The following is a 15,339-nucleotide window of genomic DNA, read 5'->3' on the forward strand; positions in this document are numbered from 1 at the left end:
GGCGACAGTCGGCGGAAGGACGCCGGGCCCTGCGGCTCAGCGCGTGCTGCCGCGGACGACGAGTTCGGTGGGCAACGTCACGCCGACCGGTTGGGCGCCGTCGATGAGGCGCAGCAGCTGGTCGACCAGATGCTGGCCGATCTGCTCGAACGGCTGTCGGATCGTGGTCAGCGGCGGATCGGCCAGCATGGCCGCCGAGGAATCGTCGAAGCCGATGACCTGCACGTCGTCGGGCACGGCGAGGCCGCGGGCGCGCAGCGTCTTGATGGCGCCGACGGCCATCGGATCCGACGAGATGAACACGCCGTCGATGGACGGATCGGCGTCCAGCAGCTCCGCCATGCAGGTCTCGCCGCTGCCGACCGAATAGTCGCCGTAGACGATGCGCGAGGCGGCGTCGCGCCCGTCGGCCGTGCCGCTCGCCGTGCCGTCGGCGTCATGGCCGAAACCGAGCGACGTGACCGTGTCGATGAAGCCGTGCACGCGGTCGCGCGTGCCGCTGGGGCCTTTCGGGCCGGCGATCATCGCGAGCCGCCGCGCGCCGCGCTCGTACAGGTATTCGCACGCCTTGCGCGCGCCGCCGTAGTCCTCCACATGCACGTAGCCCACCGGCAGCGTCTCGTCCGGCGGCTGCTCGGCGACCACGGTGGGGATGCCGGCGCGCACCAGGCCGCCGAGCATCGCGCTCGAATCCTGGTGCCACGCCACCTGGATCACGCCGTCGACGTGCCCCGCCTGCAGGTACGCCAGGTTGCGCTTCGCCTCGCCCTCGTCGTCGGTGGTCATGAGCAGGAACGAGATGCCGCGTTTACCGAGTTCGTCGGCGACGGCGCGCAGCAGCGTGGCGAAGTTCGGGTCCTCGAACAGCAGGCTCTGCGGTTCCCCCAGCAGGAACGCGACCGACCCCGCGCGGCCGGTGACCAGGGCGCGCGCATGGCTGTTGGCCACGTATCCGGTCTTCTCGATCGCCGCCTTGATCTTCGCGGAGGCGTCCTCGCTGACCCATTTGCGGCCGTTGAGGTACCGGGACACGGTGGCCCTGGAGACGCCTGCGATGCGGGCGACGTCGTGGATGGTCGCTTTGTGCTGGTTCACTCGTCATGCCTTTCGTCGCGGGCCGGCCGCGGGATTCCGTGATGTCGCTCCCATTGTAGTGACGGCGCGGTGACGGGGGCCGTCGGTCCCGGGCCGGGCGGCGTGGCGGGAACGGGAAACGGCCGCATACGCCATCGGGACGTATGCGGCCGTTCGGGTGCGCGTGCGTGCGCGGGGGATCGGGATCAGGCCTTGGCCGGCTCGGTCTTGGAGTCGGAGCGCATGAGCAGCGAGCCGCCGATCACGAACACGGCGATGAGCACGGCCAGCAGCAGGTATGCGTGGTGGAAGCCGAGCTGGGTGTACATGTTGCCCATGACCAGCGAGAAGACGGTCAGACCGATCTGCTTGGCGGTGCCGAAGCCGTACATGTACACGGTGGCGGATAGGCGCTTGTCGAACACGCGGGTGATGTACTTCATCACGGACACCAGCATGAACGGCATCTCCAGGGCGGCGAGCAGACGCCAGAACACCAGCATCGGGATGGTGTTGATGAACGCGCAGCCGAGCACGCGGACGAACAGGATGCCGCCGTAGATGAGCAGGCCGGTCTTCGCGCCGATCTTGTTGATCAGGGCCGGCATGAACAGCATGCAGATCGCCTCGAGCAGGATCTGGACGGAGACCACGCGGCTGAAGAAGGTCGCGCCGGCCGTGGCGTCGGAGAAGAAGGAAGCGAAGTAGTTCGGGAACTGCTGGTCGAACACGTCGTACATGGTGGCGGAGCCGATGATGAGCAGGCAGAAGCCCCAGAAGCTGCGGTTCTTGAAGATGGAGATCCACTCCTCGCGGGAGATCGGCTCGTCGTCGGCCTCGTCCGCGGCCTCGGCGGAGACCGCGGCCTCGCCGGCCATATGGTCCTCGGGCAGCCTGACGATGGAGATGAGCACGAGCAGCACGGCCGCGCAGAAGGTCATGGCCCAGAAGATGGAGCCGGTGTTCTTCGCCCACATGATGCCGCCGACGAACGAGGCGGTCGCGCCGGCCAGCGAGCCGAACAGGCGGGCGTGGCCGTACTCGAAGTGGTAGGCGCGAGAGGAGCGCTCGTTATAGGCCTCGATCACGCCGACGCCGCCGTTGAGGCACAGGCTCAGGTAGGCGCCCATGACGATGGCGCCGAGCACCTGGTTCGCGCCGATGAGCGGCAGGAACACCCACTGGAACAGCGGGCCGAGGAAGAGGATGCAGCACACGACGAAGATGAACAGGTTCTTCTTCAGGCCGAGGCGGTCCTGGATCGGGCCGAAGATCGGCTGCAGGATGAGCGCGCCGAACGACATGATGGAGAACACCAGGCCGGAGGTGGTGGTGTTCATGCCGGCGGGGCCCTTGAGCCAGTACGGCAGGAAGGTGAAGATCAGCTGCCAGACGGCGAAGTAGAAGAAGTAGAGTCCGCCGAAGTTCCAGAAGATGCCGCGCTTGAGCGAGTGCAGCAGGGAGGTCGATTGCTCCTGTGCCATGGTGATGTCCGTTCTTTCTCCCGAAGGGGGTGATGGTGGTGGTTGGTGGGGTTGGGGTGCGATCCGATTTGGTCTGGTCCGATGTGGTCTGGCTCTGGGTCAGATTTGGTCTGGTCCGATGTGGTCTGGCTCTGGGTCAGATTTGGTCTGGTCTGATCGGATGGGGAGCCGCGGGTCAGAGCGTCTCGTCGACGTCCAGCCGGCCGTCGGGGGGCAGCACGTCGGTGGTGGCGGGCGTCCAACGGGTGGCGAGCTGCGGCTTGCCGAATCGGGGCGTGCCGTCCTCGTCCCATGCGATGAGACCCATGTAGGCGTGGCGGTTCGGGTCGAACAGCGGGTCGCCGAGGATCTCCACGTAGTTGCGGCAGTGGTAGACGATTACGTCGCGGCCGTCCGGCGTGGTGGTGAACGAGTTGTGGCCGGGGCCGAACTGGCGCACGGTCTCGTCCGAGGTGAACACCGGTTCGGGGGACTTCGTCCAGCTGGCCGGATCGAGCAGGTCGGCGTCGGCGTTGGCGGTGAGCATGCCGACCGCGTACTCCGGGCCGGTGCCGGAGGCGGAGAACGTCACGAAGATGCGGTCGCCGTGCCTGAGGACCGCCGGGCCCTCCTCGACGATGAACCGGATCTTCTCCCAGTCGAGTTCCGGCTTGCTGAGCATGACCGGCTTCGTCTCCAGGGTCCACGGGTCGGCCATGCGCGCGATGTACAGGTTGGAATGGCCCTCGATGGCGAGGTCCTGCTGGGCCCAGATGAGGTACTGGCGGCCGTCGGTGTGCGTGAACGTGGTCGCGTCGAGCGAGAAGGTGTCCATGCCGGTGTCCACCTGGCCGCGCTCGGTCCAGGTGCCGGTGATCGGGTCGGCGTCGTCGCAGGTCAGGCAGAAGATGCGGTGCTGGAACGTGTCCGCGGCCTGGTCGATGGCGGTGGTGGGGGCGGCGGCGAAGTAGATCGCCCAACGGTCGCCCACGCGGTGGATCTCCGGGGCCCAGATGAGTTCGCTCATCGCGCCGGTGCCGCTCGCGTGCTTGCGCCAGATGGTGTGCTCCTCGGCCGTCTGCAGGCCGGACAGCGTGTGCGAGCGGCGCAGGGTGATGCGGTCGTACGTCGGGTACGAACCGGTGAACAGGTAGCCGTCGTCGGTGCGCAGCACGAAGGGGTCGGCGCGCTGAAGGACGATGGGATTGGGCAGTAGTGCCATGGTGCATCTCCTGAACGTCGTTGTGTTGTCCTGTCGACGTGCGCGGCATCGGTCCGGTTCTGCGACTCCGTGATCGGCGGTGGTCTGCGGCTGACTTAACCTGGAACAGTACTGTGCACGTTTCCAGTGATGAAATATACACCGATGGCAAGGTTTTGCAAACTACATTGTTTTTGCAATGGTTTGCAGTCTGCAATATGACTGGGAACGTGCACAGTCATACGGCGTGTCGCGTTGGCATGGCGCATGCCGTTGGTGCATCGCTCGCGTTGCGGATGTCGTGTGCCGGCGCACGACAATGTGCCCCTGCATGGGGAATCGGATGATTCCGCCATGCAGGGGCACGGGATGCGATGGTTTTGGGTCAGGAAGCGATGGATCCGTCGGATGAGGTGGAGGAGCCGGTGTCGGACGAGCTGCTGTTCGAGCCGGAGCCGCTGGAACCGGATCCGGAATCGGAGGAGCCGCTGCCCGAGCCCGAGGAATCGCCGTCGGACGAACCGCCCTGGCCGGAGGGGCCCTGGCCGCCGCTCGGCGGCTCGCCCATCTGACCGTTCTGACCGTTGGAGCCGTCGTGGCCGCCGCTCGGCGGGTTGCCCATCTGGCTGGTGCCCTGGCCGCCTTCGGAGCCGGAGAACGCGTTGACCACCGCGCCGCCGGCGACGCCGCCGAGCAGACCGCACACCAGCGTCACGCCGGCGATGATGGCGACGGTCTTGCCGCCCAGCTTCGATTGCTTCGCTTTGCCGGCCGGCGCGTCGCCGCCGGGAACGGCGGAGGCGGTGGGGGAGACCGGGGCTCCGGGGACGCCCGTGGTGCTCGGGTCGATGGGGGCGAACGGCGATGCCTGGGCGGCGAACTGCGGTGTGGCGGCGGCCAGGGGTTGTCCGGTCGCCGGCTGCTGCGCCGGCCATGCAGCCGGGGTGTTGGCTGTGTTGGCCGGGGTGTTGGCCTGGGCGTCGGCCGAAGCGGTGGCGCGCGCCTCGCCGGCGGCGGGCATGGCCCGGGTGGCGGCGGCCGGGTCGGCCGCGACGCGCGGCAATTCGGATTCCGGAATCGTCTGCGTGGCCTGGGCGGATCGGGCGTCGGCGGCGCCTGCTGTCGGGGCGAGGGTTTCCGTTTTCGCGGAGTCGGGGCCGGTCGCCCGGCCGTGCTGGTCGAGGACGGTGGTGGTGTCGTTGGTGTCGGTGCTCATGGGAGTGGTCCTTTCGAAGGTGGGGGGGCGATGCCGGCCTGCGGGCGTCGGCCCATAGGCCGGCTCGTTGATGCTGGTGCGTATGGTCGTGGGGCTGTGATCGATTCCGAACCGGTCCGCCGGTCCGGAATCGTGTCGGTCACATGGTCCAGCCGGTCGAGGTGCCGAACCGGGTGTCGTAGTCGGAGCGGTCGATGAGGTCGGTGGCGAGCGTGGTGCCGTCGCCGGTGGCGGCATCGGGCAATGTGGTCGTGTAGTCGCCGGTCACAGTGACCGTCACGTCGCCGTCGCCCTTGACCACCGTCTTGCCGCCCGCCTTGATGGTGACGGTGTCGCCGTTGTCGTCGACGACCTTGCCGCCGTCCGCCACGTTGAGCGCGGAGACGGTGGTGTCGTCGGTCACCGTCCAGGTGGAGGTGCCGTCCACGTTCACCGTGATCGGCGCATCCGTCTTGGACTCGTCGGTCGCGTTCGCGTTCTTCGCGATGGACGCGGAACCGTTCCACGTGGAACCATCCAGCAGATTGAGTGTGACCGACGAGATCGTGTCGGCGCTCACCGTGCCGTCGAGCGTCTGATTGCGTCCGGTGAACGTGACGGTCGCGCCGTTCGACCCGGCGGACCCCCAGTTGTTCGCGTCGTTGCCGGCCGCGGTGATGAGCGCCGCCTTCGACGAATCGAAGTCGAGCGTGGTGTTGGACAGGACCACATCGGCGGTGGTGTTCGTGAAGTAGAACATCGAACCGGATTCGATCGACGACTTCAGCGTGGAGTCGGCCGCCTGGAACGTGGCGTGTTCGCCGGTCGTGGCCTCGGCGTCGCCGGAGGTGGATTGGTAGATGATCACGCCGTTGGCGACCGGGTCGCTCGCCGTCTTGCCGGTGACGGTGCTCGTCAGCGTCGAATCCTTGATGAGGATCGTGTTGAGGCCCTCCATGCCCGCGATCTGCGAGCCGGCGGACGTGCCCGTCACGTTCGTCACCTGCACGTCGCCGGTCGAATAGAGGAGCGGTGAGCCGGAGCCGGCGGTCGTCAGGTCGGCGTCGTTGAGCGAGATCGAACCGCCGCCGCGGTCGGTGGCGACCGTCGCGCTGTGGTCGCCCTTCGTGTCCGCCGTGACGGAACCGGCGAGGATCGTGCCGCCGTACGTCGCGTCGAGCGCGCGCGAGTTGTCGGCGGTGGTGGAGATCGACGTCTCCGAGACGAGCGCCGTGCCCGAATCGGTCGCGAAGACGCCGTTCGATCCGGACGAATCCGCCGTGACCTCCGAGCCGTCGATGACGGTCTTCGAACCCTCGCCGACGGTCAGGGAGACGGAATTCGTGCCGTAGAAGTTGTTGTTGTCGGCGTTGTCGGAATCGCCCGACTTCGTGAGCGTGCCGTTCGACACGGTGAGCGTGCCGCCGTTCTGCGCGAGCGCGGCGTTCTGGTCGGCGTCGGTGGCGGAGGTCGTCTCGCCGTCCGCCGTGACCTCCTTGCCGTCGGCGGTGAGCGTGGCGGTGTAGGTGCCGGAGTAGTCGTAGGTCATCGTGTTCGCGCCGCCGGGGGTGCCGTTCATTCCGCTGGTGATGATGACGTCACCACCCATCGTGCGGTGGAGGATGGCCGTGCCGGCCGCTCCGCCGCCGAAGCCGAGGATAAGCGCCGTGCCGGCCGCGATGGCGGCGAGCTTGCCGGTCGTCACCTGCGCGGTGCGGGATGTGCGGGTGCCGCGGATGTGGCGTGTGTTGCGGGATCCTCCGGGGGTGCGGGAGGATTCGCGCGATGCGCGGAAGCTTGTGGAGGTGGTGCCGCTCCGCCGCTTGCCGGAGGTGTTCCTGATGCTCATGGTCGTGCCTTTCGTCGTGCCCGCCGCGATGCTTGCGGTGGCGGGCCTTTCGTGCCTGCTGGTATCAGTACACCGCCGGTATCGGGGAAAGGGCTTGCATGAACGTGCGGGTCGTCTGCGACCTTGCGAAGGGACCTCTGAACGGTTCTTGGATGTTTCCTGAAAGCGTGGGCGCGTAACCGGCATGTTAGCCTGTTGGCATCGTGCGTGGGAAGGAGCCGGCATGGGGAAGTCGCCAACCGGAAGCACGGCGTCGGGCGAGGAGTCGGCGGTGGTGGCCGACCTCGTCGCCGCCGAACTCGACGAACAGGACCGGCTTGATGCGCGGCGGCTGCCGTGGCTCATCCGCATGTACGGCGTGCTGGTGCTGCTCGACGGTCTCGTCACATTGCCGATCGTCGTGCTGGCGAGCATCGCCGCCGTGCGCGCGATCATGCGCGGCGAACTCACGTTCCATGCGGCCAGCCTGACCGCCATCCTCACCGGACTGCAGGCGCTCGTGCTCATCGCCAACGCCGCGGCGCTCATCGTGTTCGGCGTGCTGTTGCTGTGCAATCGGCGACGCTACGCCGCCCGATGGGCGTACGTGCTCATGCCGGTCACCCTCGCCGAAGGCATGCTGTCGCTCGCGCTCGACGGCCTCGGCGCGAACCTCGTCGCGCCGGGCGTGCGCATGGCGATCCTCGTCGCCGTGTCCATCGCGTGCGACCCCGGGCTCGCCGAGGAGCGACGGCTCCAGCGCGCGCTCAAGCGCATGGACGACCGCGACGCCTACGATACGGCGGTCAAGGAGGGCATGCTCGGCCGCGATCCGTCCGGCAAAGGCTATATCGCGCTTGACTTCTTCAACATCTTCTGGCTGTTCACCGTGGCGTGCGTGTTCGGCCTCGCCATCGAGACCGTGTACCACTTCGCGATGTACCACGGCGAACTCCAGGACCGCGCAGGCCTGCTCTGGGGCCCGTTCTCGCCGATCTACGGGTGCGGCGCGGTGCTCGTCACCGTGGCGCTGAACCGCTTGTGGAAGTCGAATCCGTTCCTCATCTTCTGCGCATCCGCGGTGATCGGCGGTGCGTTCGAATACGCCACCAGCTGGTTCATGGAGGTGGCGTTCGGCATCACCGCATGGGACTACACCGGGCAGTGGCTGTCGATCGACGGGCGCACGTCCGGCAAGTACATGGTCTTCTGGGGACTGATCGGCGTGGTATGGGTGCATTGGATCCTGCCCCGGCTGCTCGCGCTCATCAACCGGATCCCGTGGAAGGTGCGATACTCGCTCACCGCCGTGTGCGCCGTGCTGATGCTCGTCGACATCGTGTTCACGCTGATGGCGCTCGACTGCTGGTACGGCCGCATGGCGGGACTCCCGCAGGATTCGCCCATCACCCAATGGTTCGCCACGCACTTCGGCGACGGGTACATGGCGAACCGCTTCCAGACGATGAGCATCGACCCGAGCAAGGCCGGCAGGGTGTAGCCGGCCGGGAATCAGTTCAGGCCGTACTGTTCGTGGGCGAACCTCTCGAGCGCGGGGATCGAACGCTTGACCTTCTCCGTGTCGATGCAGTAGGCCATGCGGAAGTAGCCGGGCACGCCGAAGCTCTCCGACGGCACGAGGATCAGGTCGTACTCCTTCGCCTTGAGGCAGAACGCGGTCGCATCCTCCTCGAGCGCCTTCGGGAAGATGTAGAACGTGCCGCCGGGGCGCACCACGTCGAAGCCGATCGAGGTGAGCGCGTCGTACAGCAGGTTCATGTTCGTCTCGTACACGCTCAGGTCGCTCGTCTCATCGAGCACCTTCGCGACGCCCAGCTGGATCGAGCTCGGCGGGCAGTTGTGGCCGGTGCCGCGCGAGATCTGGCCCATCATCGGCACGAGCAGGTCGGCGTCGGTGGCGGACGGGTTCACCGCCACGTAGCCGATGCGCTCGCCCGGCAGGGAGAGCGACTTCGACCACGAGTAGCAGGTGAGCGTGTTCGCGTAGAAGTTCGCCGGGTACGGCTGCGTGTTGCCGTCGAACACGATCTCGCGGTACGGCTCATCGCTGATGAGGAAGATGTCGTGGCCGTATTCGGTCTGCTTGGCGGTCAGGATCGCGGCGAGGCGCTTGAGCGTTTCGGCCGAGTAGACCGCGCCGGACGGGTTGTTCGGCGTGTTGATGAGCACGGCCTGCACGTTCGGGTTGAGCGCCGCCTCGAACGCGTCGAAGTTGATCTGGAAGTTCGCGGTGTCCGCGGGGATGACGGTCAGGTGCGCCCCCGTGCCGTTTACGTACGGCTGGTATTCGGGGAAGTACGGCGCGAACGTGATGATCTCGTCGCCGGGCTTGGTGACGGCGCGCATCGCGTGCGCGAGCGCACCGGCCGCGCCGGTCGTCGGGAAGATGTGGTTGCCGGTGTAGTTGGTGCCGAAGCGGCGGTTGAGGGAATCGGCGATCGCCTCCTTGACGGACGGGATGCCGAGCGACGGGGAGTAGCCGTGGATGGCGACCGGGTCGCCGTGCTCGTACAGGTCGACCATCGTCTTCGCGAAGTCCGGCGGGGCGGGCACGCTCGGATTGCCCAGCGAGTAGTCGAACACGTTCTCGTAGCCGATCTCCTTGCCGCGGGCGGTGGCGTATTCGCTCAGCTCGCGGATGACGGACTTGCCGCCCAGCATCGCCTTGTATTCCTCGTTGATCATGGGTCGCTCCTTGTTCGAAGTCAGATACCCCTATTCAACCACCGTTTGCCGGTCGGAACGGTCCACGATTCCGTTGATGTGGCAGGCGCGGTTGGAATAGTGGTGGGCCTGTCTCGTGGTTCACGATTGTCGCTCTGGAAAAATCGTGGACCGGAATCGGCGGATATCACTTTACTTTCATGCAAGTAAAGTGATATACTGATTATGTCGACAACGTCATCTTCTCCCGGTCGAATCACCATTCGCTTGTGTAATCACCAACCCATCGCACGGAACGTTTCGCGCGCCGCCACAGGCGCGCCGTTATGGACACAAGGAGTCCCATCATGGCCACGACACCTCTGAATGCCGTCGGAATTACCGAAGCGACCCATGCCACCGCCGGAACCGTCAAGACCGTCGGCCTTGCCGGCGCCGATGCATCAAGCGCAGCCGTTGGCCCCCTGAACTTGGCCGATAACCGGGCCGACGCTCCATCGCCCGCCATCGACCCGGCGGCGGCCGCGGCGGCGCTGGACCAGATAGCCGCCGACCGTGACGGCAACGCCGAGCGGCTGATGCCCCCGAAATGGTGGTATCCGGTCAACGGCGTGATCGCCGGGGTCATGTACCTGCTGTGTGCGCAATTGTTCGCGCAGTTCGCCGTCATCGAATTCGATGCGGACGGCTGGCTCGTGGAGGCCCGGTTCCCGTTGCTCGAATCGGCGTCGTATATGGCCGCGGCCGTCGCGTTGTGCTACGCGCTGTTCGAATTGGGGGAGTGGCGCAAACGCCAGATCGGCTCCGACTACAGCGTGTTCATGGGCGAACTGCGGCCACGGAACACGTTCATGTGGGTCGTGCTGATCGCGCAGCTCATCGTCCAGATCGGCGTGTTCGTCCTGCTGCTGTGGTGGATGCTCCATCAGTCGGCGCTGCCGGAGATGCCCATGCTCGTCGGCGTCGTGATGGGCGCGGTGCTCGCCCTCTGGGATTACCTGTACGATCGTTACTTCGTCGCGACGATCAAGAAGGAGGGGCGGTGAACGCCATGGGCGGTGATACGGGCAAGGCGCCGGGCTCGGGCAAGGGGCGTGGTGCCGGCGCGGTCGAACCCCGGTTCGACGCCGTCATCCACGAGCCGACGCGTCTGCGCATCTGCGGACTGCTCTCCTCGGTCAGGGAGATGCGCTTCGCCGACATCCGCGAGGCGCTCGGGCTGAGCGACGCGATGTGCTCCCGCCACCTCAACACGCTCGCCGGCGACGGGTACATCGCCCTGGTCAAGCGGCCGGGCGAATCGACCCGTCACATGGTCACCTGGGCGGCCATCACGCCCGAAGGCCGCCGGGCGCTCGCCGGGCATCTGGCCGCCTTGCAGGCCATCGCCGGAGGGGACGTGCTATAGGCCCCCGGTTCACGATTCCGTATCGGCGGAAATCGTGAACCGGGGGCGTCCCTTAGAAGTCCCAATCGTCGTCGTCGGTCTCCTCGGCCTTGCCCATCACGTAGGAGGAGCCGGAACCGGAGAAGAAATCGTGGTTCTCGTCCGCGTTGGGCGACAGGGACGCGATGATCGCCGGGTTCACGTCGCAGATCTCCGCCGGGAACAGGGCCGGGTAGCCGAGGTTCATCAGCGCCTTGTTGCCGTTGTAGCGCAGGAATTTCTCCACGTCGTCGACGAGGCCCACGCCGCCGTACAGCGACTCGGTGTACTCCACCTCGTTGTCGTACAGCTCGTTGAGCAGGTCGTACGTGTACTCGCGAAGCTCCTCGCGCTTCGCCTCGCTCGCCAGCTCCAGACCCTTCTGGTACTTGTAGCCGATGTAGTAGCCGTGCACGGCCTCGTCGCGGATGATGAGGCGGATCACGTCGGCCGTGTTCGTGAGCTTCGCATGGCTGGAGAAGTACATCGGCAGGTAGAAGCCCGAGTAGAAGAGGAACGACTCGAGCAGCGTCGAGGCGACCTTGCGCTTCAGCGGGCTGTCGCCCTCGTAGTAGTCGAGCACGATCTGCGCCTTCTTCTGCAGGTACTCGTTCTCCTCGCTCCACGCGAACGCGGCGTCGATCTGTTCGGTCGAGCACAGCGTGGAGAAGATCGACGAATACGACTTCGCGTGCACGGACTCCATGAACGCGATGTTCGTGTACACGGCCTCCTCATGCGGGGTGAGTGCATCCGGGATCAGCGAGACCGCGCCGACCGTGCCCTGGATCGTGTCGAGCAGGGTCAGACCGGTGAACACACGCATCGTGAGCGTGTGCTCCTCCTCGCTCATCGACTGCCACGAGGGGATGTCGTTCGAGACCGGCACCTTCTCCGGCAGCCAGAAGTTGCCGGTCAGGCGGTCCCACACCTCGAGGTCCTTCTCGTCCTCGAGTCGGTTCCAGTTGATCGCGGAGACGCGGTCGATGAGCTTCAGCGGTTTGCGCGGCACGGAAATCGGCGCCATGGTTCCTCTCCTTGCTACTTGTCGTCGTTGTTTTCGTTGCGTTGTTCGGTGAATTCCTCGGGCGCCGTCAGGCGCAGGATCATCCGGTATACGGTTTTCGACATGATGTTCCCCTTCCTGTCGGTTTCATGGTCGGTCCCATGGAATCGGACGTGACGTGTGCGGCATCAAGGCGCACCGAGGGAAGACGTACGAAGGTACGTCGACCGAGGAGCAACGCCGATGACGCTCCGTCGCGCCCGATTCCATCAGAGCATGCAGGAGACGCAGCCTTGCACTTCGGTGCCTTCGAGCGCCTGCTGGCGGATGCGGATGTAGTAGAGGGTCTTGATGCCCTTGCGCCAGGCGTAGATCTGGGCCTTGTTCACGTCGCGCGTGGTCGCGGTGTCCGGGAAGAACAGCGTGAGCGAGAGACCCTGGTCGACGTGGCGCGTGGCGGCCGCGTACGTGTCGACGATCGCCTGCCAGCCGATCTCGTAGGCGTCCTGGAAGTACTCCAGGTTGTCGTTGGTCATGTACGGCGCCGGGTAGTACATGCGGCCGATCTTGCCTTCCTTGCGGATCTCGATCTTCGAGGCGATCGGGTGGATCGACGACGTGGAGTGGTTGATGTACGAGATCGACCCGGTGGGCGGCACGGCCTGCAGGTTCTGGTTGTACAGCCCATCGCGCAGGATCGCGTCGCGCAGCGCCTCCCAATCGGCGACGGTCGGCACCGCGACCCCATAGCGCGCGAACAGCTCGCGCACGCGCTCCGTGCGCGGCGCGGCGGGGGCGCTGCCGTCCGTGTACTTGTCGAAGTAGTTGCCCGCGCCGGCCGGCTTCGCGTAGTCCGAACGCTCGAAGCCGACGAATGCCTTGCCGCGCTCGACCGCCAGATCGTGCGACGCGCGGTAGGCGTGGTAGGCGACGGTCATGAAGTACATGTCGGTGAAGTCGAGCGCCTCGTCGGAGCCGTAACGCAGGCCCTCGCGCGCGAGGAAGCCGTGCAGGTTCATCTGGCCGAGGCCGATCGCGTGGCCCTCGTCGTTCGCGCGGCGGATCGACGGCACCGCCTCGATCGACGTGTGCTCGGCGACCGCGGTCAGCGCGCGGATCGCCGTCTCGACCGTGCCGGCGAGGCCGCCGTCCATCGCCTTCGCGATGTTGAGCGAGCCGAGGTTGCACGACACGTCGCGGCCCACGTGCTCGTAGGAGAGGTCCTCGCGGTAGACGCTCGCCTCCTGCACCTGCAGGATCTCCGAGCACAGGTTCGACATCGTCACGCGGCCGTCGATCGGGTTCGCGCGGTTCACCGTGTCCTCGAACACGAGATACGGGTAGCCGGATTCGAACTGCAGCTCGGCGAGCGTCGTGAAGAACTTCCTCGCGTCGATGTACGTCTTCCTGATGCGGTCGTCGGCCACCATCTCGTCGTACTTCTCGGTGACGGAGATGTCGGCGAACGGCTTGCCGTACACGCGCTCCACGTCGTACGGGCTGAACAGCGCCATCCGCTCCTTGCGCTTGGCGAGCTCGAACGTGATGTCCGGCACGACCACGCCCAGCGCAAGCGACTTGATGCGGATCTTCTCGTCCGCGTTCTCGCGCTTCGTGTCGAGGAAGCGCATGATGTCCGGATGATGCGCGTTGAGGTACACGGCGCCCGCGCCCTGGCGTGCGCCCAGCTGGTTCGCGTACGAGAACGAGTCCTCGAGCAGCTTCATGACCGGCACGACGCCGCTCGACTGGTTCTCGATGTGCTTGATCGGCGCGCCGAGTTCCCTGAGGTTGGAGAGGAGCAGCGCTACGCCACCGCCGCGCTTCGACAGCTGCAGGGCCGCGTTGATGCCGCGCGAGATCGACTCCATGTTGTCCTCGATGCGCACGAGGAAGCAGCTCACCGGCTCGCCGCGCTGCGCCTTGCCGAGGTTGAGGAACGTCGGCGTGGCCGGCTGGAAGCGGCCGGCGAGCATCTCGTCGAGGTAGGCGGTGGCGGCGGATTCGTCGCCGGCGGCCAGGTCGAGGGCGACCGCCGCGCAGCGCTGCGGGAAGTCCTCGAGATACGTCCTGCCGTCGAACGATTTCAGCGCGTAGGAGCGGAAGAACTTGAACGCGCCGAGGAACGTCTCGAACTCGAAGTTCGCCGCCGCGGCGTGCGTGTAGAACGATTCGAGGAAGTCAGCGCCGTAGCGGGCGAACACGTCGCCGTCATAGTAGTCATGGTCGATGAGCCAGCGCAGACGCTCGCCGGCCGTGGCGAAGCGCTTCGTGTTCGGCTCGATCTCGTTCGCGACGTAGGCGCGCTCGGCCTCCTTGTCCTTGCCGAACTGGATGAGGCCGTGCTCGTCGTACAGGTTGAGCATCGCGTTCAGCGCATGGTAGTCGGTCGACGGATCGTAGGTGGTGGTCATGGAAGTGTTGGTCTTTCGGTCGGTTGTTGTTTCGGCTGTCGCGTCGTGCGCACGTCCTCATCGCGTGAAGAACCTGACGAGGCCGTCGCGCACCTTGCGGGAGTCCTCGCGCGTGCCCATCAGCTCGAAGCGGTACAGGTACGGGACTCGGCATTTCGCGGCGATGATGTCGCCGGCCGCGCCGTACGCGGTGCCGAAGTTCGTGTTGCCGGAGGCGATCACGCCGCGGATCCACGCGCGGTTGCCCGCGTGATTGAGGAACCGCTTCACCTGCGGCGGCACGGCCTTGCGCGCGTCGCCGCCCCCGTAGGTCGGCACCATGATGACGTATGGTTCGCGCACGTTCAGCAGTGGCGCGTTCGGCTTGAGCGGGATGCGGTACACGTTGATGCCGGCCTCGCCGAGCTTCAATCCGGCGACGAACCGGGCCGTGTTCTCCGATGCGGAGGAGAAGTACACTAGCGCGCCGATCGCCTTGGCCTTGCCCTGCGCCGCCGTGGTTTCCGGTTCGCCGGGCGTCGCGTCGTCATGTTCCGGAGTCTCGCTCATCCCGTGCAGGGCGACGGGCGCACTGCGGCGGCGTGCGTGCGCGGGGTCGGCGTCGGCGTCATGGTGCGCCGCCGCATCGGCAGGTCGCCGGCCAACCGTCGCGGCGCCGGTCAGCGCGGACAGGTCGTGCGTGCCCGCACGACGGACGGGCGCCGCTCCGGTCAGTCCGGACAGGCCGTTTCCCGTGCCGCCGCTCACCTTCGGCGCCGCGCTCATGCGGCGACGACGTGCTCGGCCTGCGCGGCGACCGCGGACTTCGCGAGCTCGCGGATGAGGTCCGGACGGTATCCGGTCCACGAGTTGTCCGGCGTGATGACGACCGGCGCCTGCTGGAAGCCGGCCTGCTGCAGCTGCTCCAGCGTGGACGGGTTCTCCGTCAGATCGACCGTCTCGAACGGGATGCCGAGCTTGTTCAGCTGGCGCTTGGTGGCGTCGCACTGCGGGCAACGCGGCTTGGTGAACACGGTGACGGTCATGATGGTCTCCGATCGGTCTGGG

General features: G+C 66.5%; 13 protein-coding genes. 3 read left to right on the forward strand and 10 right to left on the reverse strand.

Annotation, left to right across the window (positions count from 1 at the left end):
- Positions 1–36: 36 nt before the first annotated feature.
- The 5 genes from GFD21_RS03730 to GFD21_RS03750 all read right to left on the reverse strand — a co-directional run bounded on the left by GFD21_RS03730 (position 37) and on the right by GFD21_RS03750 (position 6,782).
- Positions 37–1,095 (reverse strand): LacI family DNA-binding transcriptional regulator, encoded by a 1,059-nt coding sequence (locus tag GFD21_RS03730; RefSeq protein WP_163196609.1) that lies wholly within the window; start codon positions 1,093–1,095, stop codon positions 37–39.
- 185 nt (positions 1,096–1,280) lie between these two features.
- Entirely contained in the window at positions 1,281–2,558 is a 1,278-nt protein-coding gene (locus GFD21_RS03735; protein ID WP_225431636.1) for an oligosaccharide MFS transporter, read from the reverse strand.
- 175 nt (positions 2,559–2,733) lie between these two features.
- The gene (locus tag GFD21_RS03740; protein WP_163196610.1) at positions 2,734–3,759 is read right to left on the reverse strand and encodes a glycoside hydrolase family 43 protein; all 1,026 of its coding nucleotides are present in this window, start codon (positions 3,757–3,759) and stop codon (positions 2,734–2,736) included.
- A gap of 364 nt (positions 3,760–4,123) precedes the next feature.
- Complete coding sequence (locus GFD21_RS03745) at positions 4,124–4,954, reverse strand: hypothetical protein (protein WP_163196611.1); 831 nt, start codon at positions 4,952–4,954, stop codon at positions 4,124–4,126.
- Between the two features lie 139 nt (positions 4,955–5,093).
- Entirely contained in the window at positions 5,094–6,782 is a 1,689-nt protein-coding gene (locus GFD21_RS03750) for a beta strand repeat-containing protein (protein ID WP_225431637.1), read from the reverse strand.
- 223 nt (positions 6,783–7,005) lie between these two features.
- On the opposite strand from GFD21_RS03750, the gene GFD21_RS03755 reads away from it, so the two are divergent.
- Entirely contained in the window at positions 7,006–8,262 is a 1,257-nt protein-coding gene (locus tag GFD21_RS03755) for a putative ABC transporter permease (RefSeq protein WP_163196612.1), read from the forward strand.
- 11 nt (positions 8,263–8,273) lie between these two features.
- Here the strand turns inward: GFD21_RS03755 and GFD21_RS03760 are convergent, their stop codons facing one another.
- Positions 8,274–9,467, reverse strand: a complete 1,194-nt coding sequence (locus GFD21_RS03760; protein ID WP_163196613.1) for a pyridoxal phosphate-dependent aminotransferase — start codon at positions 9,465–9,467, stop codon at positions 8,274–8,276.
- Positions 9,468–9,793: 326 nt separating this feature from the next.
- Between GFD21_RS03760 and GFD21_RS03765 the strand changes: the two genes are divergently transcribed.
- Together GFD21_RS03765 and GFD21_RS03770 are read left to right on the forward strand one after the other, a co-directional pair.
- Positions 9,794–10,492 carry a hypothetical protein gene (locus GFD21_RS03765; RefSeq protein WP_163196614.1) on the forward strand — a complete coding sequence of 233 codons (699 nt, stop codon included), beginning with the start codon at positions 9,794–9,796 and terminating at the stop codon, positions 10,490–10,492.
- Positions 10,493–10,497: 5 nt separating this feature from the next.
- Positions 10,498–10,854: a transcriptional regulator gene (locus tag GFD21_RS03770; protein WP_163196615.1), complete on the forward strand. Its 357-nt coding sequence runs from the start codon at positions 10,498–10,500 to the stop codon at positions 10,852–10,854.
- A gap of 52 nt (positions 10,855–10,906) precedes the next feature.
- On the opposite strand, the gene nrdF is transcribed toward GFD21_RS03770, so the two are convergent.
- The 4 genes from nrdF to GFD21_RS03790 form a co-directional block, all read right to left on the reverse strand.
- Positions 10,907–11,899 carry a class 1b ribonucleoside-diphosphate reductase subunit beta gene (nrdF, locus tag GFD21_RS03775; protein ID WP_055426806.1) on the reverse strand — a complete coding sequence of 331 codons (993 nt, stop codon included), beginning with the start codon at positions 11,897–11,899 and terminating at the stop codon, positions 10,907–10,909.
- 248 nt (positions 11,900–12,147) lie between these two features.
- Entirely contained in the window at positions 12,148–14,292 is a 2,145-nt protein-coding gene (gene nrdE / locus GFD21_RS03780; RefSeq protein WP_163196616.1) for a class 1b ribonucleoside-diphosphate reductase subunit alpha, read from the reverse strand.
- Between the two features lie 57 nt (positions 14,293–14,349).
- Positions 14,350–14,841 (reverse strand): class Ib ribonucleoside-diphosphate reductase assembly flavoprotein NrdI, encoded by a 492-nt coding sequence (gene nrdI, locus GFD21_RS03785; protein ID WP_163196739.1) that lies wholly within the window; start codon positions 14,839–14,841, stop codon positions 14,350–14,352.
- Between the two features lie 212 nt (positions 14,842–15,053).
- On the reverse strand, positions 15,054–15,317 hold the full coding sequence (locus GFD21_RS03790) for a glutaredoxin family protein (protein ID WP_163196617.1): 264 nt from the start codon (positions 15,315–15,317) through the stop codon (positions 15,054–15,056).
- Between the last annotated feature and the right edge of the window lie 22 nt (positions 15,318–15,339).

It is taken from the genome of Bifidobacterium platyrrhinorum, from assembly GCF_010667645.1.
Taxonomy (GTDB): Bacteria; Actinomycetota; Actinomycetes; order Actinomycetales; family Bifidobacteriaceae; genus Bifidobacterium; species Bifidobacterium platyrrhinorum.